A 16,318-nucleotide genomic window follows, 5' to 3' on the forward strand; every position below is an offset into this window, starting at 1 on the left:
CCTCTCACGCCTCGGCGAGGCGGATTGCATAGCGGATACTCTCCAGCTCCCGTTTGCCACGTGGCGAGAGCTCCCGGCTATCCAACATGATCGGTAACCGGTCGCGTAGGGCGCGTGCGGCAGCTCCTGATCGCAGGAGGCTCGGCCGGAGTTGGAGCAGGGCCCACACGCTGTGGACGTTGAGGTCCACGTATCCGTGCTCGGGTGCGATGCCCTGGACGAGGTGGTCGAGTAGCCGGTCTCCGGGCCAGGGGCGCGGTGTCCGGTCGGCGATGAAATCGTCGGACAGTTCGACGTGCTGCATCTCGCCGACCCAGTACGCCCAGTAGTTGAGGTTGGCGGCCTCGCCTGCGTCGTCCTGGAGGGCCGTGTCGATCCAGTGGTCCATGCGGTCGCGGTCACCTCGACGGGCGGCGACGGCTGCCACTGAGCGACCGTTGAGCCAGCCCGTGAGCCAGTCGTCGGGGCGTTCGGTCCGTTGCTGATGGGCGAGCCAGTCAGCGGTGTCCGTGGCGGTGTCGTATCCGGACAGGTAGAGGGCCTGACGGCGTACCAGGAACTGGCCGGGGCCGCGGGCCTGCTCGGCGGTGGTCCGCATCTCTGAGAAGAAGCGCCGGCGCTCCTCCCGGGAGAGCTGCGGCCCGGACGGTGCCGGGCCACGCCGCGACCGGGCAGGGGCGGGCAGGGCCCGCACCGGCTCCGGGGGCACGCCGTTGAGTGGCCACGCCAGCACGGCGCCCAGCTCGCGCTGCATCACCATCACCGCGAGGGGGCTCTCCTCGACGAGGGCCTCCTCGTCGAGGACGGTCGCGAGGAGGACGTCTGCCTCCAGGGCCCGCTCCCACGTCTGGAGCAGAACGGCCGAGGCGCCCATCAGCATCAGCTTGCGCCGGTAGACGAGCATCTGTCCGTACGGAACGGCGGCCAGCGGCCGACGCGCGGTCTCCCACCCAGCGACGGTGTCCAGGCTCACGCCCAGGTATTCGGCCGCCTCCTCCTGCGTATAACCCTGCTGCTCCCTTATGACGCGCAGGACGTAGCCGGAGATGAGGCCGGCGCGGGGCCGCGGAGGCGTACCCGTACTGGCGGTCAGGGTTCGGTTAGGGCGAGGCCGCATGGGGTGTCCATCCCGACGGTTAGAGCGCAAGCCACCTGTACTCGCAGTCAGTTCCAGCCCCGACCTGCGGTTTCTAGTGTCGAGGCCATCACGGAACCGAGCGTAGAGGGAGGCAGCCAGACATGGGACCCGTTCGGCAGGTCGACGGCTCGAAGGTGGCAGTCGTGAACACGGCCGGGGCGCTGCTACAGGCCCGGGACAGGGCCGTCTCGAACTGGCTGCTCGCCGCTGCGGACAACCGCGACCGGGCCCAGAGGGAATGGAATGACCGAGGAGTGGTGCTGCTGCGCTGCGGCGGAGCGTTCACCGCCATCCGTATCCCCGCCCCGTTGATCACCGCCGCCGCCGGCAGCGAGGAGCGAGCCGAGGTGAGTGCCTACCTGAGTGCGGCTCTCCACCGTGGTCCGGCCTTCGTCGACCAGACCGCAGGCTGGTACTACTGCCTCGTCCCCGCGAAGGCTTGCGAGACCTGGCGAGAGCCCGAGACCGAATGCTTCGGCGATGACCTCTACCTCGGCGTGCCCTGCCCGGGAATCGACTTCCAGCACCCCCGGGCGCGCTCCTGCTGGGTAGTCCCGATGGACGGCCCCGCCGACCTGTGCAGCCCCGACACGATCAGACAGCTCATCGACGCGGCGAGGAAGACGACGGCCGAAGCAGGCGCGCAGTGAAGCCCGCAGAGCCGACGCCAGACCCGCGGCAGGACTGGACGGAGGCACTGAGCATCACCTCCTACCTGCCGTTGCGCGTACCGGACCGCGAGCAGGTCGACCAACTGACCGCGCGCCTGTGGGCGCACGTCGGGCACCTCGTGCTGAAGGTGGATGAGGCGATCAACGATGAGTGCCACGACATCGCTGACCGGGAGACGGCCCGCTGGCTCCTCGGGCGGGTCGACCACGCCCTGAGCCAAGGCCCTGGCCCGGACAACCGCACGGCCGCCGTCCACCTCGAAGATCTTGCCCTGAACTGCCGTGCTCTGTCCGCGATCTACTCGCACAAACAAGAGACCGGGCAGCTCGCGGCCATCGCTCTCCCGTCCACAGCGTCCTGACTGTCGGCCTTCCAGTCGTGGCCGTGCTGCCCGGGCCATGCCCCTCCGGCGGGTCTGAACCTCCGGTAGTCCGCAACACCCGTCGGGCGGCCGGAGCCCTTTCCCCTTTGCCACCGCGAGCAGCCCCAGAGGAGGCGTTCGTCGTGACCATCGACGCCCATGCCGCTCCCGCCTTGACTCGGCCCACCGTCGCCGAGGTTTTCGTCCACGCCGCCGCCCGGATCCACCAGGCGGCCGCCGGGATATGGCCTGGCGAGCCCGTGCTCCTCGACGCCCATGTCCCCAGCGTCACCGGGTACGTGCACCGTGCCCGGGTCGGGGATCGCGTCCTGTACGGCAAGACGTCCATCCTGGGCGTCTCCCTCGTCTCGCTGCTGCGCGGGACGCGCGGCTCCTGGCCCACGGTGCTCCAGGCACAGCAGGAGTACGAGCAGCGGCCGGACGGGCTCCTCGTCCGCGAGGCCGCACAACTGCGGATCCTGTCTGACCCGAGCGGGCCTCAGGTCTGCCCGGTCGCCGGTATGCGGGACGGCGTCATCTTCACCGAGGCGGTCCCCGGCCCGACCCTCACGGACCTCCTCCTAGTCATGCCCGAGCGGACACGTGAGCTGATGGAGCAGCCCCTCGCCGAGCTGCGCCCCCTGCACCGGCCGGGTGCCGCCCGGCGCCTGGACCCGGCCGGGGCGATCGGAGAGCGCAGCATTGCGGGGACGTTTCAGCGGAAGTTCAACGAAGGGGCGGACACGTACGTCGACGACCTCGGCGCCGAACACTGCGACCCCGAGACCAGAGCGGCGATCGTCGAGCTGGTTCGCGCGAGCGTGTCCCGGCTGCGCAGGCTCCGGATGACGCTGCCTGCCCCGGTGGGCACGTCCCTCGCGTTCGGGGACCTGAAGCCCGAACACGTGGTGTTCCCGGCCGGTCCTGACTGCCGGCCGGTGCTCCTCGACCCCGGGCTCCTGCGGGGGAGTCCCATGGTCGACCTGGCGAAGTTGCTGAGTCGGACCGTGCTGGTCCTCATCACGCACCGGCCCGGTCCGGCGATCACCCGTCAGATTCTCGCTGGCCTCGCGCTCCTGGCCCTCACACGCGCCGGGCACCTGTCCGCCAGGGAACGGCGGCCTTGGCTACGGCACCTGCTGACGCTGTGGCTGATAGACACCCTGAACATCACCACGACGTATCTGTCCGCGCCGGCCGCGCTGCCGCTGCCCCGGCTCGGGGCGGCTGTCGTCGACCGGGCGCTTGCACTGTGCCTCCTCGTCGACGCGGTGAGCGCCGACCTCCTCGACGGCGGTCCGGGCATGGGGGACAGGAGCCTCGGCAGGATCGCCGAGGTGGCCGCGTGACGGCCCGGGTGCCCGCCGTGGGCGTCATCGGTACCGGCGCCGTCGGACAAGCCATCTGCGGCGCTCTCGTGGCCGCCGGGCTGTGCGACCGACTCCTCGTGGCTTCCCGCACCGTGGAGCAGGCCGCGGCCCTCGTCGACGACCTCGACGACATGCGTACGGCGCTCAGCTCCCCGGTGCGGCCGACCGCAGCCGAGGCGGAGGAACTGCGCGCGTGCGCCGCCGTCGTGGTCGCTGCCCGAGCGGCGTTCACGAACACCCGCAGCCGCGACGTCCGGATGGGTGGGGCGCAGGTCAACTCCCCCGTCATCCGGTTCCTCGCCGGGCAGTTCACCGGCTACCCGGGAACGGTCCTGGTCGTGACCAACCCGGTCGACCTCCTGACGCGCCTGTTCGCCGAGGTGTCCGGCTGCCCGAGGGTGTTCGGGATCGGGTCCGGTCTGGACACGGCGCGCTACCGGCTCACCCTCGCCCGGCTCCTGGACGTGCCCGTCGGCGCGGTCGCCGGGCACGTCATCGGCGAGCACGGGGAGGCGCACGTCGTCTGCGCCTCGTCCACGACCGTCAACGGCATGCCCGTGCCCGTCCCCCTCCAGCAGGTTCGGGACGAGCTGAGGGCCCGCCCCGGACGGATCAACTTGGGGATCGGCCGCACACGGTCCGGCCCTGCCGGTGCGGTGGCGTCCACGCTGCGCCTGGCCTGCGGTGTCGAGGACGGCACGACCGAGCTGTCCGCACCGCACGGGCAGGCGTGGCTCGGAATTCCGGTGCGCTTCACCGGGGGCCAGCCCCTACCGTCGTTGCCTCCGCTGGACGCTGCCGAGGCCCGGCAGCTGGAGGCCGCGAGTTCCAAGCTGCACGCCGCATATCCGGCGGTGCGCGGTGTCCCGTTGCAACCCCTCCCCTCCGGAAGGAATGGATCATGACTGCTCATGCCGTACGCCTGGAGAGCGCCGGTGCGACCGTGACCGTCGTCTCTCCCGAGCGGGCCGTCACCGACTGGTCGGCCCGGTACTTCGGCCCGTGGTGGAAGGCGGCCGAGGTGCCGTCGGAGAGCGTCTGCGCGGGCGCCGTCGTCACCGCAGCGGTCGACACCAAGCAGTACGACGACGTGGCGTTCAACGTGACGCAGGTTCCGCACACCAGCACCGAGTACGCGCGGGCTCAGCTCCTCATCGCCCGGGACGTGTCGGCCGGCACCGTGCGGGCCGTGAGCCCGAAGCAAGGGCTCGCCTACCGGTCCGAGCCGGGCGCCGGGCGCCTGGACGTGGTCGGCTGTCAGACCGAGGAGGTCGCCACGGCGACCGCCCGCCTCGCCCGCGAGGCGATGCGCGGCCAACTGCTGCGCGACGGGTGGGCGGTGCTCCACGCCTCGGCGGTCGTCGACGAGAGTGGACGAACCGTCCTGACCCTCGGCGACAAGGGCGCGGGGAAGACGACGACGGCTCTCGCTCTCGCGGCCGGCGGCGGGTACGGGCTCCTGGCGAACGACCGAGTGTTCGTCCGCTCCAACGCCAGGGGAGGTGTGGACGTTCTGCCGTGGCCGTCGGCCGCCGCGCTCGGGCTCGGGCTGCTGAAGGCCCTCGGCTGGTTCGGCGAGGTGCGCGAGCGCCTGGCGGCCGGGGAGTCGCTGCACCCGACGCAGGACGGCCGGGTCACCGAGGCGATCCGGAAGGGGGACAGCACGCCCCTGTGCGAGGGCGGCAAGGAGCTGAAGACGCAGGTGTTTCCCGACCAGTTCCCGATGTGGTTCGGGATGCCCCTGGCGATCGAGGGCGAGGCCGCGGTGATGGTGTTCCCGCGGGTCGAGGCCGACGCAGTCCCGGCCGTCGAGGAGACCAGTCGGACCGTGGCTGATGCCGACTTCATGAGCGGGCGGACCGAGGACCGCTACCCGGACGTCTTCGGCCTGCTCGGCGTTGACGGCGGCGGGGCCGACGGCGCGCGGAGCAGCGTGGTCCGGCTCCTGGCCGATCTCCCGCATTATGCGGTTGTTCTCGGCCACGACGTGAGGGCGAACGCCCACCTCCTTGCGAAGGTCACAGGGCGCGCTTGACGGCCGAATTCACTCGTGCACGTGAGTTGCCCAGGGCGACCAGCGGGACCCGTGTCGTTGACGATGGGCGCGAACGTGTGGGCCCAGCAGACTTGTTGCCGGGCCCACACCTCCTTATACGGAGTGGGCCGCCTCCCCGGACGAGTGGAAGTCGGATACGCCCCCTCAGCGCCCCCTAGGGCCCGTTTTCAACAGGAGACACGTGCCCCCGGACTGATCCTTACCAAGCCGAGTACTGTACGAGTTGACGGCACCGGGTGTGGCACAACCACGTCCTTCGTGCAGGTGCAGCGTGGTCGGGCGCCTCTCGGAGCGCCCGACTTTGGTCAGCGGCGGGTGTGGACGGTGAGCTGTGCGCCGCCGACTGCGGCTGCCAGGGTCGTGGCGGCGACCTCGTTGCGGGTCAGGGCAAGAACGAGAATTGTGATGAGGATCGCGAGGGTGGTCACGTCCGGCAGCCACGGGTAGAGACGGGTAGGAGGAATCTCCGTACCAGAGGCGGTACGGTCGGTGGACGACGGCATGGTTCTGCACTCCTTTCGACGGGAAACGGCAGCCCGCCGTCACGGCGAAGGGGAGGCCCCTGACGTGCGAAGCAGCTTTCTCAGGGCATGGCTTCGCCCGGCGCAAGGGGTCTCCCTTCGTCACACGAAGGGCGTCGCAAGAGACTATGGCGCCCCTGCCACTGGCCGCCACAAGGGTCCTTCACTCGACCGTGTGGGGCACGGATGCCCAAGAGTTGACGCAGACCTGGGGGTTGCATGACCGCGCCCACTGACCCCCTATGACGAGCGCGACAGTCCCTCTGCGGAGACCAGCCAAACCGCATGTCGTGAGCACTGCACGCGAGGGTCGCTGCACCAGTAAGAGGTCCTGACAAAGGCGTTGGACGTGGCGGTGGGTGATCAAGCAGACAGCGAGTCCGAGGAAGGCTTCGTGGATGTCGTCGCGTCGTTCCCAGCGGATGAGCAGGCGGCGGTACTTGTGGTGGCCGTAGCCCGCGGCCGGCCGGCCGCGCATCGGGGCGTCGGCGGGGTCTGGCGACCTGGCCTGCGACGGCGGGAACCTTGTCGAGCAGCGGCTCCAGTTGGATGAGGTCGTTGCGCGACCGATACGAGGTCCTGTGCGATGGCGTATCTGCCTCGTCCGGTGTGGGCGCGAGCCGACCGCGACGACCGCGGAACCCTGCGGCTGTTTGATCCCTTACGGCAACTCTGCGGCCCGTTGCGGCCGCCGGACAGCTCATCCGATCACTGGCTGCACCGTCGTCGCCCTCGACGACACCCGGCAGCCGACGAGCCTCCGCCGACGGGGGGACGGGCGCCCGGCAGGCACGCCCACGGGTTGGTGTCCTGCGATGGGACGTGCCGTCGTCGTCTCGGTCCTGGTTCAGTCTCCAGCGCTGCCGCCGTCGCCACCCGCGCCGAACCCGCCCGCCCGCAACTGCCGTGCGGCCTTCACCCAGTCAGCGCGTCGTACCCCGGCGACCTGACAGGATCGACACCACGGCGTCCAGACCTGACAGAATCCCCAGGACCGCCACCACCCGCGAGTCCCGCCGCTCAGGTCGCGCACGGGGGTGCGCTCCAACGAATCCCCGCCCCTCCCGCCAACCGAGGCTTTCCCGCCATTCCGCGGAAGTCTGTCGAGCGGCGGTTGTTTGCCGTTGCTCGCACGTGTGACGTTTCGCCAGGGACACTCCGGCGTTGTACGGCTTCCCGCACTCGGGGCACGTGAATACGGCCACGGTGTCGCCCTCCGATACAGGGTCAGGCCTGCCATCGTATCGAGCGCTCGGCCGGTGCCCTCATCCAGCGAGGAAGTGGACAGCGGAGCGGTCTTGGTAGGGTCCGCCGGTGTCTTCGGTCAGGCAGTTCCAAGTCACCTTCGATTGCGCGGAACCCGAGCGCCTCGCTCGCTTCTGGTGTGAGGTGCTGGGGTACGTCGTCCCGCCGCCACCGGAGGGGTTCGTCACGTGGGACCAGTACAAGCGCTCTCGGCCGCCTGCGGAGCAGGACGCCTGGTTCGCCTGCATCGACCCGTCAGGTGTGGGCCCGCGGCTGTACTTTCAGCGCGTCCCCGAAGGAAAGGCGGTCAAGAACCGGGTGCACCTCGATGTGCGGGTCGGCACCGGACTCGTGGGCGAAGAGCGCCTCGCCGCGCTCGAGGCCGAGCGCGCACGGCTGGTCCCACTCGGGGCGGTACACGTGCAAACGCTGTATGACGGCAACGATGCGTGCATCCCGATGCAGGACATCGAGGGCAACGAGTTCTGTATCGACTGAGCATGCTGCGGTGACGCCGTTCGCGTGCTGGCGCGGTGCCGCGCCTGGCGGTATCGACGTCGACCCACGGCCTGGCCGCGGGCCCCGCTCACTTCTGGCCGTGGGTGTTCTCGTGGGCGGCAGTCACATCCGGTGCGTGTGGCACGACCACGATCTGTACATCGTCCTCGTAGACGACCCGTCCCGGGTCTGCGGAGCGCAGAGCCCGGCAGTCGACGCCGTGAGAGGAAAGGATCTCCAGGTAGCCGGCGACGCGAGCGAGGAGATGAGTGGCTGACGGCTTGAACCATGCCGCCGCGCCAGGGTTGATCTCGTCGTCGTAGACGTGGGGGTCAACGGTCGAGGGATCGGTGTACGCGGCGTCGTACCAACTGTTGTTGCCGCGCCGGAAGGCCTCCTGCTCGTCCGAGAGCCTTCCCTCCCTCGCCAGATTGTTGACGAGCCCGAACACGCCGGTGAAGTGGCCTCGGCTGTTCCGGTGAGGCGACTGGAACCGTACGTACTGGACCTCACTGTCGCTGTCGGTCATCCCCATCGGTGCATCTTGCCACTGCTCCTCTCGTGATCCCGTGCCTTCGTGCAGGGGAGGCAAGCGCGGGTATAGGGATGAATCGCTCTTGTGAGTACGAACCCGGGACTGATCGAGGGCCGCCTTCCAGCCACCGCTGACGTATGTGTCATACTCGGCGCCGCTCGTAGCACTATCGGACCGGGGGGCCGCATGCACGCCGTATCTCTGCAAGCTGCCTTCCTGGATACGGCCGCGGATCAGCTCTGCTTCTCGTTGGACCTGGCCGAACTGCCGGCGCTTGCCGAACGTGAGGTGTCCGTGGGAGGGCTCGCCGTGCGACTGAGGCTGCTCGGGGCTTCCCATCAGGTCTTCGCGGGCCCGGTGCGGGAGACCGTGGCGTGCCTGCCGGGAGCGGTCAGGGGGCTGCCGACGACGCTCACCCGGCGGCCCGCGGGGTGGACGTACGACTTCAGCGCCGTCACGGAATGCCTGGAACCCGGGGAGTTCAGCGCCCGGGTCGCGGACGCCCTGAGCCGCGCCGACGAGGCGGAGCACAGTCTGTGCGGGGTCTTCCCCGGGTCTCCGGAAGCGGTGACGGCGGTGGTCGTCGAGGCGTGCGGCGAGGGATCCGGCGGGGCGGACCGCCCGGGGCTGGTCTGGCGTACCTGGCACAGCTATCCGCAGGACGGGCACATCGTATCGACGCACAGCCGGCTGGAGGCTCGATGAACAGGCCCCGACTCCTTCCCGGGGCGGTGGCGGCCGTGCTGGTCACGGTCCTGCTCTCCGCCTGCTCCAGTGACGGGGAGGACGGCGTCCCGCGCAGCTGGATCGGCAAGACCTACTCCGCCGGCGGGAGCGGGTGGCTCGACGAGAACAGCTCGCCGGCCAAGGTCGCCGACGCGATCGACGGCCACCGCGACGCCCTCGACCGGGCATCCGGCGGCGGCAGCGAGTTCCTGCGCTACGGCGACGACATGGTGACGGTCTCGCCGTACCGGAACGGCAGCACGATCGAGATCGAGGACTACCGCAACGGCTACCGCCGGCATCACCAGCACCTCACCTACTGGCCCAACCCGAGCAGCTTCCGCGGCGGCGGCCCCGGCTCCGGCAAGTGACGTCCGGCGCCGTCCGACCCCCGACGACGCCCTCCAGAAAGGCAACGCAGTGACCGAGATCTTCGAGTCGGCCGGTCAGGCCCTGCTCTACGGGGTCGTGGGCCTCGCCGTGATGGCCGTCGGCTTCGGCGCCCTCGACCTCGTCACGCCCGGCAAGCTCTTCCACGTGGTGTGGCGGGACCGCAACCGCGGCGCGGCCGTGCTCCTCGGCAGCCAGTCCGTCGCCGTCGGGCTGGTCATCATGTCGGCCATCCGGGCCAGCGAGTCCGAAGAGGGCCTGGGATACGGCCTGTTCAGCACCCTCCTCTACGGTCTGGCCGGGGTGCTGGTGATGACGCTGGTCGGCATCGTCATCGGCATCGCGACGCCGGGCCAGATGGGCGCGGTCGCCCTGGACGACGGCGACGACAACCGTCCGCACCCCGCCGCCTGGGTGCAGGCCGGCATGTACCTGGGCACCGCCGCCATGGTCGGCGCGGCCCTCTCCTAGGGCCGTCCGCTCCCAGGACCACCACGAGGACCACCGCGAGGCCACCCCCATGAGTTCCGCCCTGGACGACCGCGCCGTCGCGGCGCCCCCGCGCCCCCCGGCCGGCCACCACACCCGGGGGGCGCGGTTCCTGCTGCTGCTCGCCGTCTTCCTCTGCGCGGCCTGCGGCCTCGTCTACGAACTGGCCCTGACCGCGCTGGGCAGCTACCTCATCGGCAACTCGGTGCTCCAGACCTCCGTGGTCATCTCCGTGATGGTCTTCGCCATGGGCGTGGGCTCGCTGGCCGCCAAACCGCTGCGCCACCGTCCCGTCGTCGCCTTCGCGGTGGTGGAGGGAGTGCTCGCGCTGGTCGGCGGCCTGTCCGTGCTGATGCTGTACGCGGCCTTCGCCTGGCTCCAGCTCTACATGCCCGCGATGATCGTGGTGTCCCTGGTGGTGGGCCTGCTCATCGGCGCCGAGATCCCGCTGCTGATGACGCTGCTCCAGCGCATCCGCAAGCAGGAGGCGAGCAGCGCCGTCGCCGACATGTTCGCCGTCGACTACATCGGCGCCCTCGTCGGCGGCCTGTGCTTCCCGCTGTTCCTGCTGCCGACCTTCGGCCAGTTGAAGGGCGCGCTGGTGGTCGGCGCGGTCAACGCGGTCGCCGGGGTCATCGTCGTGGTGTTCATCTTCCGCCGCCAGACCGGCCGGCTGGCCAAGGCCGGGCTGCTGGCCGGCGTCACCCTGGTGCTCGCCGCGCTCGGTACGACGTATGTGCTGGCGGACGACCTGGAGATGTCGGCGCGGCAGCACATGTACGCGGACCCGATCATCCACTCCGAGACCACGCAGTACCAGGACATCGTGGTCACCCGCTCCACCGCCTTCACCGGCGAGCCCGACGTACGGCTCTTCCTCAACGGCGACCTTCAGTTCAGCTCGGTCGACGAGTACCGCTACCACGAGTCGCTGGTCCACCCCGCGCTGTCCGGCCCCCACTCCAACGTGCTGGTCATGGGCGGCGGTGACGGGCTCGCGCTGCGCGAGGTGCTGCGCCACGAGGGCGTGCGGCACGTCACCCTGGTCGAACTGGACCCGGCGATGACCCGGTTGGCGCGCACCTTCGAGCCGCTGCGCAAGCTCAATCACGGTTCGCTGGACGATCCGCGGGCCGAGGTCGTCAACGCGGACGCCTTCACCTGGCTGCGCGAGGCCCGGCAGCAGTACGACACGGTGATCATCGACTTCCCGGACCCGGACTCGGCGTCGCTGGCGAAGCTGTACTCGGTGGAGTTCTACGATCTGCTCCGCCGGGTGCTGGCGCCGAACGGCCAGGTCATGGTGCAGAGCGGATCGCCGTTCTTCGCCCCCAAGACCTACTGGTCGATCGCGAAGACCATCGAGACGGCCGGGTACGCGACGACGGAGTTCCAGATCGACGTGCCGAGCTTCGGCAACTGGGGCTTCGTCCTCGCCCGCCCCGGAACCGAGGCCCCGCCGCTGCGGCTCGCCCCGGACACGCCGAAGCTCCGCTACCTGGACGAGGCGGTGCTGAAGGCGGCCACCGTGTTCCCGGTCGACCGCCGCCGCACCGACGTACGGCCGAGCACCCTGATGGACCCCGCGGTGCTCGAATACGTTCAGGACGAGTGGCGCGACTACTGAGTCGGGTCGGCGCGGGGCGCCGCGCGTCGCGTCCGGCAGCACGGCCGTGCCCGCCTCCGCGGGGGTACGGAGGCGGGCACGGTGCCCGGGAGCGGGCGGTCCCCGCGCGGTCAGACTCCGGTCGGATCCTTCTCGTACGTCCGCTCCGCCACGGGCGCCGGCTCATGGCCGCCCTCGCTGAGGCCGAAGCGGTCGTGCACCTTGCGCAGGAACGGCGGGGCGTACCAGGCCGAGCGGCCGAGCAGGCGCATCGCGGCGGGCACGAGCACCCCGCGGACGGCGACGGCGTCGATGAGGATGGCCAGCCCGCTGCCCAGACCGAACATCTGCATGTAGCTGATGCCGGCCGTCCCGAAGGCGAAGAAGCTCACCGCCAGCAGGCAGGCCGCCGCGCTGACGATCCGTCCCGTGTGCCCGAGGCCGTTGACCACCGCGGTCTCGTTGTCCGCGCCCTGGTCGTGCAGTTCCTTGATCCGGCTGGTGACGAACACCTCGTAGTCCATCGAGAGGCCGAAGGCGATGCAGAACATCAGCAACGTCATCGACACCTCCATCGGCTGCGGCGTGAAGCCGAACAGGTCCGAGAAGTGGCCGTCCTGGAACATCCACGTCATGACGCCGAGCGCCGCTCCCAGGCTGGCGATGTTGAGCACCAGCGCCCGCAGCGGCTGCACCACGCTGCCGGTGAACAGGAACAGCAGAACGAAGGTGGTGAGCGCGATCAGGCCGCCGGCGAGCGGGATCAGGCCGGTGATGGATTCCTTGGAGTCGACCAGCGCGGCGTCCCTGCCGCCCACCAGGGGCTCCGTCCCTTCGGGTGCCGCGACCGCCCGGACGTCCTTGACCAGGTCCTGGGCCGCGTCCGACATCGGGACCAGGTCGCTCACCACGTTGATCCGCTGCGCCTTTGGGCGGCCGAGCGCGGCGTTGCGCGGACCGGGCGCCTCGGCCCGCCCGCCGGTGTAGGTCCCGGTGGACGCCTCGACGCGGACGACACCGTCGAGTCGGGACAGCTCGCCCGCGTACGAGCCCAGCGGCGCCGTGCCCACGGACTCGTCCATGACCACGTGGACGGCCGCCGCGTCACTGCCGTTGAAGTTCTCTGCCAACTGGGCCGAGACCTGGCGGCTCGGCGCGTCCTCGGGCAGCGAGCGCTCGTCCGCGATACCGATGGAGATGCCCAGCAGCGGACTCGCCGCCACCAGCAGCACCGCGAGCACCGGCAGCGCGGTGAGGGCGGGGCGCCGCATGGCCGTGCGGGCCAGCCGTCCCCAGAAGGGCACCCGGGAGTCGTCCCGCCGCACCGTCCTCCCCGCCCACGGCAGCCGCCCCTTGTTGACCCGGTGCCCCAGGACGTTGAGCAGGGCCGGCATCACGAACAGGGTGCTGACGGCGGCGATGGCGACCACACCGACGCCGGCGTACCCGAACGAACGCAGGAAGTACTGCGGGAACACCAGCAGCGCCGCGAGCGCGACCGCCACCGTGGCGGCGGAGAAGGCGACCGTACGGCCCGCGGTGTTCACGGTGTGCCGGACGGCGTCGTCCACGCTCGCGCCCTTCGCGAGCTGTTCGCGGAACCGGCTGACCATCAGCAGCGCGTAGTCGATGCCGAGACCGAGACCGAGGGCGGTGGTCAGGTTGGTGGCGGTGATGGAGATGCTGGCGACGCTGCCGAGGAGGAAGAGTTCCGCGAACGTACCCACGATCGCGATGAGCCCGATGGCCAGCGGCAGCAGGGCCGAGACCACACTGCCGAAGACGAACAGGAGCAGCAGGAGGGTCAGCGGCAGGGCGATCGACTCGGCGAGGACCAGGTCCTCGCCGGAGTAGGTCCCCATGTCGTCACCCACGGCCGCGGTGCCGCCGGCCTCGACGGTGAACCCGCCGTCCCCGGCGCCGGTGTACTCGTCGATGATCTCCTTGGCGTTCTCCCGCTCCTCGGTGTCGCCGCCCTTCACATGGGCGAGCACCATGGCCTGCTCGCCGTCCTCGGAACGGAGGTCCGGATTGCCCGTGTCCCAGTACGAGATCACGTTCGCGACCGTCTCCTCCTCCTTGAGGCCGGCCGCCAACTCCTTCCCCTGCTGCCGGGCGCTCGCGGCGTCGACGCCGCCCTCGGGGGCACGGACCAGCAGGACCAGGTTCGACTCCCCGCCGAACTTCTCGGTGATGACCGTCCTGGCCCGGCTGGACTCGGAGGACGGATCGTCGAAGCCACCGGGCAGGAGCTTGCCGAACGCGCCGGCGCCCAGAGCTCCCATGAGGACCACGGCCACGGCTGCGACGACGAGTACCAGCCGGGACCGGCGGATCGCCAGTTCGGCTATGCGGTCAAACACGCACTCTCTCCTTGCGTTCTCACGGCGTGAACCCATGGCCCGCGCTGGTGGTGGGGGTGCGGCGGAGCCGCTGCCCCGTCGCCGGCCATGACGCTATCCACGCCGCAAGTGGCTTTGGCAGTGCGAGAATTTCCTGACACCGTCAGGTGGTTCTTGTACCGGCACGCTTCAGTCGACGGTCGCCTCGGGGACGAGCTCGCCCTGCCAGATCTCCTTGCCGTCCTCGTCGTAGGCCGTCACTTCACCGTCACGGAAGTGGTAACTGGTCCCCTGCGGCCGGAAGTCCACCACGTAGCCCTGCTCGGACTCCCTCGCCTGCGTGGGGTCGCCGTACGGTTCACCGTCCTTCATCCTGGCGAAGTAGAAGACCTTTCCCGACTCGGTCCGGCAGAAGGCGTACCGCTCCTCCAGGTCGTCCCTGCTGTAGGCGGCGACGAGTCGCGCCCCGGAGCCCTCCGGCAGCATCTCGGCCATCGGCTTGGGGCAGGGGCCGCTCGCCGAGGGCGCCGGGGAGGGTTTCGAGGAGTCGGAGCCGGTCACGAACGAGGTCACGGCCGACCAGTTGAGGATCAGCAGAACGATCGGGGTGATGATGGCGGCCGCGAGGAACAGCAGGCAGCCGCACCCCGCCACCAACTCCCCACGGGTGGCCTCCCTGGGGGGTGTCCGTACGGGGACGGGGTCGCTGCCGAAAAGGGCCTCTACCGGAAGGGACTTGGCGGCGACCGACCAGCGCGTGCCGCACCTGTCGCACCTCATGGCGCCGACCACACGGTGCGCGCAGAGGGGGCACTCCCACACGAGTCCCCGCACGGTCGGGCTGCCCGTTCCGGTCACGTCGACGCGCATGCCGGGCGGCGTTCTCCTGCCGCCCGTGGCGGGCAGGTCCGTGACGGGTGCCCGCTTGGCGGGGGCCGACTTCCTGGCGGCGGCCGGTTTCCTCGTGGCGGCGGGCTTCTTGGCGGCCGCGGTCTTCTTCGGTACGGGCCTCTTCGGTACCGCCTTCTTCGGCACGGCCTTCGTCGGTACGGCCTTCGTCGGTACGGTTTTCGCAGCGCGCGGCGTCTCACAGACGTCGCACACCCGCACCGCGGCGTCGTTGTACGTGTCGCAGTCCGAGCACTGCCAGGTCGGCCCGGCCACCATGCCTCCCTGAACTCACGAGTCCGCGACGGTCAAGCGGGCCATGACCGAGCGGAACAGGTCCCGTGTCACCGGTGAGACGGGCGAGCCCAGCCAGTCCCGGCTCTCCTCCCGCTCGACGGCGGACGGCTCGGCGTCGTCCCACCAGGAGGCGGAGACGTCCTGGACGCGGTACGTGTGGGCGAACCACTGCGCGAACTGCCAGGCGGGCTCTGCCTGGTCGGCGCCCACGACGATCTCCGCCACCAGGTCGCCGGTGCTCGCCCCGGCGGGCCGGAACCGGAACGCCAGCCGCAGGCTCCCGTCGTGTCCGTCCAGCCGGCCCGCGATCGAGAGACAGCACTCGGGCTCCATGTACAGCCGGCCGCCGACACCGCCCGCGCTGCCGTCCCGGCGGCTCCAGGAGAAGACCAGCCACCGCCGCCCGTCGAAGTCCAGCCGGACGCCGTCGCCCCGCAGCCGGAAACTCACAGGCTGTTCGCGATCGTCTCGATGATCTCGTCCATCTCGAACTCCTCCAGCCCCTCCCCGGCCCTGGAGGGGAAGTGCAGCGTGAGGTCCCACTCCTCCCCGATCGCCTCCTGCCAGGGCTCCTCCTCGGGAGCGAAGAGGACGAGCCGCTTCGCCGACTGTTCCATCACCGCCGTCTGGCTGCGGGCGTATCCCCATTGCTCGAAGAGATCGTCCATGGAGCGCGGAATGTTCCGCGGATACGTCTGGGCGGTGACACCCACCGTGCCGAGCGGGTGGGCGGGAGCGTCGGTGAACATGACGATGACGTGGCGGCGCCGGTCGAGCCCCGTCTCCCAGGGGGAGTTGATGGCCAGGGCCAGCGCCTCAAGACCGGACTCGGGGATGTCCCCGCCGCCGCCCGCCTCGAGGTTCCGCACGAAGTTCTCGAATTCCGCCACCTGCTGGGGCAGGCGCAGGAACTCCGTCTGCTCGATCGCGTCGGAGGGGTCGTCCCCGAAGTCCCGGAAGGCGATGAGCCGCAGCCGCAGCTGGCTGATCTCCTTGCTCTTCCTCGCCATCACTTCGTTCAGCCGCTGATGGAACCGGAGCGAGTTGTTCTTCACGATGTCCAGTACGGGATACATGCTGCCCGTGGCGTCGATGCACATCACGATGTCGACGGCGTACTGCAGGTTGCCGTGGTACTTCTCGATCTCCGCGCTCACGCGTTGCTCCTCGGTCTCGGAGGGGGA

17 protein-coding genes and 1 pseudogene are annotated in these 16,318 nt (G+C 70.2%); 10 read left to right on the plus strand and 8 right to left on the minus strand.

Features of this window, described 5'->3' with window-relative positions; genetic code table 11:
• Positions 1 to 4: 4 nt before the first annotated feature.
• Positions 5 to 1,117 carry a helix-turn-helix domain-containing protein gene (locus ACH4D3_RS08520; RefSeq protein ID WP_398318065.1) on the minus strand — a complete coding sequence of 371 codons (1,113 nt, stop codon included), beginning with the start codon at positions 1,115 to 1,117 and terminating at the stop codon, positions 5 to 7.
• Between the two features lie 164 nt (positions 1,118 to 1,281).
• Between ACH4D3_RS08520 and ACH4D3_RS08525 the strand changes: the two genes are divergently transcribed.
• The 5 genes from ACH4D3_RS08525 to ACH4D3_RS08545 all read left to right on the plus strand — a co-directional run bounded on the left by ACH4D3_RS08525 (position 1,282) and on the right by ACH4D3_RS08545 (position 5,576).
• On the plus strand, positions 1,282 to 1,788 hold the full coding sequence (locus ACH4D3_RS08525) for a hypothetical protein (RefSeq protein ID WP_398318068.1): 507 nt from the start codon (positions 1,282 to 1,284) through the stop codon (positions 1,786 to 1,788).
• Positions 1,785 to 2,171 carry a DUF6415 family natural product biosynthesis protein gene (locus ACH4D3_RS08530; RefSeq protein WP_398318071.1) on the plus strand — a complete coding sequence of 129 codons (387 nt, stop codon included), beginning with the start codon at positions 1,785 to 1,787 and terminating at the stop codon, positions 2,169 to 2,171. The genes ACH4D3_RS08525 and ACH4D3_RS08530 overlap by 4 nt, the downstream gene beginning before the upstream one ends.
• A gap of 143 nt (positions 2,172 to 2,314) precedes the next feature.
• Positions 2,315 to 3,520, plus strand: a complete 1,206-nt coding sequence (locus ACH4D3_RS08535; protein ID WP_398318074.1) for a hypothetical protein — start codon at positions 2,315 to 2,317, stop codon at positions 3,518 to 3,520.
• Positions 3,517 to 4,446 (plus strand): NAD(P)-binding domain-containing protein, encoded by a 930-nt coding sequence (locus tag ACH4D3_RS08540; RefSeq protein ID WP_398318077.1) that lies wholly within the window; start codon positions 3,517 to 3,519, stop codon positions 4,444 to 4,446. The genes ACH4D3_RS08535 and ACH4D3_RS08540 overlap by 4 nt, the downstream gene beginning before the upstream one ends.
• Positions 4,443 to 5,576 carry a hypothetical protein gene (locus ACH4D3_RS08545; protein ID WP_398318080.1) on the plus strand — a complete coding sequence of 378 codons (1,134 nt, stop codon included), beginning with the start codon at positions 4,443 to 4,445 and terminating at the stop codon, positions 5,574 to 5,576. The genes ACH4D3_RS08540 and ACH4D3_RS08545 overlap by 4 nt, the downstream gene beginning before the upstream one ends.
• A gap of 326 nt (positions 5,577 to 5,902) precedes the next feature.
• On the opposite strand, the gene ACH4D3_RS08550 is transcribed toward ACH4D3_RS08545, so the two are convergent.
• On the minus strand, positions 5,903 to 6,100 hold the full coding sequence (locus ACH4D3_RS08550) for a hypothetical protein (RefSeq protein WP_398318083.1): 198 nt from the start codon (positions 6,098 to 6,100) through the stop codon (positions 5,903 to 5,905).
• 355 nt (positions 6,101 to 6,455) lie between these two features.
• Positions 6,456 to 6,684: pseudogene (locus ACH4D3_RS08555) on the minus strand (IS5/IS1182 family transposase); the annotation flags it as partial.
• Between the two features lie 748 nt (positions 6,685 to 7,432).
• On the opposite strand from ACH4D3_RS08555, the gene ACH4D3_RS08560 reads away from it, so the two are divergent.
• On the plus strand, positions 7,433 to 7,861 hold the full coding sequence (locus ACH4D3_RS08560) for a VOC family protein (RefSeq protein WP_398318086.1): 429 nt from the start codon (positions 7,433 to 7,435) through the stop codon (positions 7,859 to 7,861).
• Between the two features lie 88 nt (positions 7,862 to 7,949).
• Here the strand turns inward: ACH4D3_RS08560 and ACH4D3_RS08565 are convergent, their stop codons facing one another.
• Positions 7,950 to 8,396 (minus strand): hypothetical protein, encoded by a 447-nt coding sequence (locus ACH4D3_RS08565; RefSeq protein ID WP_398318089.1) that lies wholly within the window; start codon positions 8,394 to 8,396, stop codon positions 7,950 to 7,952.
• Positions 8,397 to 8,582: 186 nt separating this feature from the next.
• On the opposite strand from ACH4D3_RS08565, the gene ACH4D3_RS08570 reads away from it, so the two are divergent.
• The 4 genes from ACH4D3_RS08570 to ACH4D3_RS08585 are packed head-to-tail and all read left to right on the plus strand — an operon-like array spanning position 8,583 to position 11,628.
• Positions 8,583 to 9,101 (plus strand): DUF2617 family protein, encoded by a 519-nt coding sequence (locus ACH4D3_RS08570; protein WP_398318092.1) that lies wholly within the window; start codon positions 8,583 to 8,585, stop codon positions 9,099 to 9,101.
• Positions 9,098 to 9,493: a DUF4247 domain-containing protein gene (locus ACH4D3_RS08575; RefSeq protein ID WP_398318095.1), complete on the plus strand. Its 396-nt coding sequence runs from the start codon at positions 9,098 to 9,100 to the stop codon at positions 9,491 to 9,493. The genes ACH4D3_RS08570 and ACH4D3_RS08575 overlap by 4 nt, the downstream gene beginning before the upstream one ends.
• Positions 9,494 to 9,542: 49 nt before the next feature.
• Positions 9,543 to 9,983: a DUF350 domain-containing protein gene (locus ACH4D3_RS08580; RefSeq protein ID WP_398318098.1), complete on the plus strand. Its 441-nt coding sequence runs from the start codon at positions 9,543 to 9,545 to the stop codon at positions 9,981 to 9,983.
• Positions 9,984 to 10,032: 49 nt separating this feature from the next.
• Positions 10,033 to 11,628, plus strand: a complete 1,596-nt coding sequence (locus tag ACH4D3_RS08585; RefSeq protein ID WP_398318101.1) for a polyamine aminopropyltransferase — start codon at positions 10,033 to 10,035, stop codon at positions 11,626 to 11,628.
• Positions 11,629 to 11,738: 110 nt separating this feature from the next.
• On the opposite strand, the gene ACH4D3_RS08590 is transcribed toward ACH4D3_RS08585, so the two are convergent.
• The 4 genes from ACH4D3_RS08590 to ACH4D3_RS08605 form a co-directional block, all read right to left on the minus strand.
• On the minus strand, positions 11,739 to 13,970 hold the full coding sequence (locus ACH4D3_RS08590) for an MMPL family transporter (RefSeq protein ID WP_398318103.1): 2,232 nt from the start codon (positions 13,968 to 13,970) through the stop codon (positions 11,739 to 11,741).
• Between the two features lie 168 nt (positions 13,971 to 14,138).
• A complete protein-coding gene (locus ACH4D3_RS08595) occupies positions 14,139 to 15,116 on the minus strand; it encodes a hypothetical protein (RefSeq protein ID WP_398318105.1) in 978 nt (325 codons plus the stop codon).
• A 12-nt stretch (positions 15,117 to 15,128) separates the two neighbouring features.
• Positions 15,129 to 15,584 carry a hypothetical protein gene (locus ACH4D3_RS08600; protein ID WP_398318108.1) on the minus strand — a complete coding sequence of 152 codons (456 nt, stop codon included), beginning with the start codon at positions 15,582 to 15,584 and terminating at the stop codon, positions 15,129 to 15,131.
• Positions 15,581 to 16,291 carry a vWA domain-containing protein gene (locus ACH4D3_RS08605; RefSeq protein WP_356859024.1) on the minus strand — a complete coding sequence of 237 codons (711 nt, stop codon included), beginning with the start codon at positions 16,289 to 16,291 and terminating at the stop codon, positions 15,581 to 15,583. The genes ACH4D3_RS08600 and ACH4D3_RS08605 overlap by 4 nt, the downstream gene beginning before the upstream one ends.
• Positions 16,292 to 16,318 lie beyond the last annotated feature (27 nt).

Origin of the sequence: Streptomyces sp. NPDC018026, from assembly GCF_044327745.1 — a bacterium.
GTDB lineage: Bacteria > Actinomycetota > Actinomycetes > Streptomycetales > Streptomycetaceae > Streptomyces > Streptomyces rubrogriseus.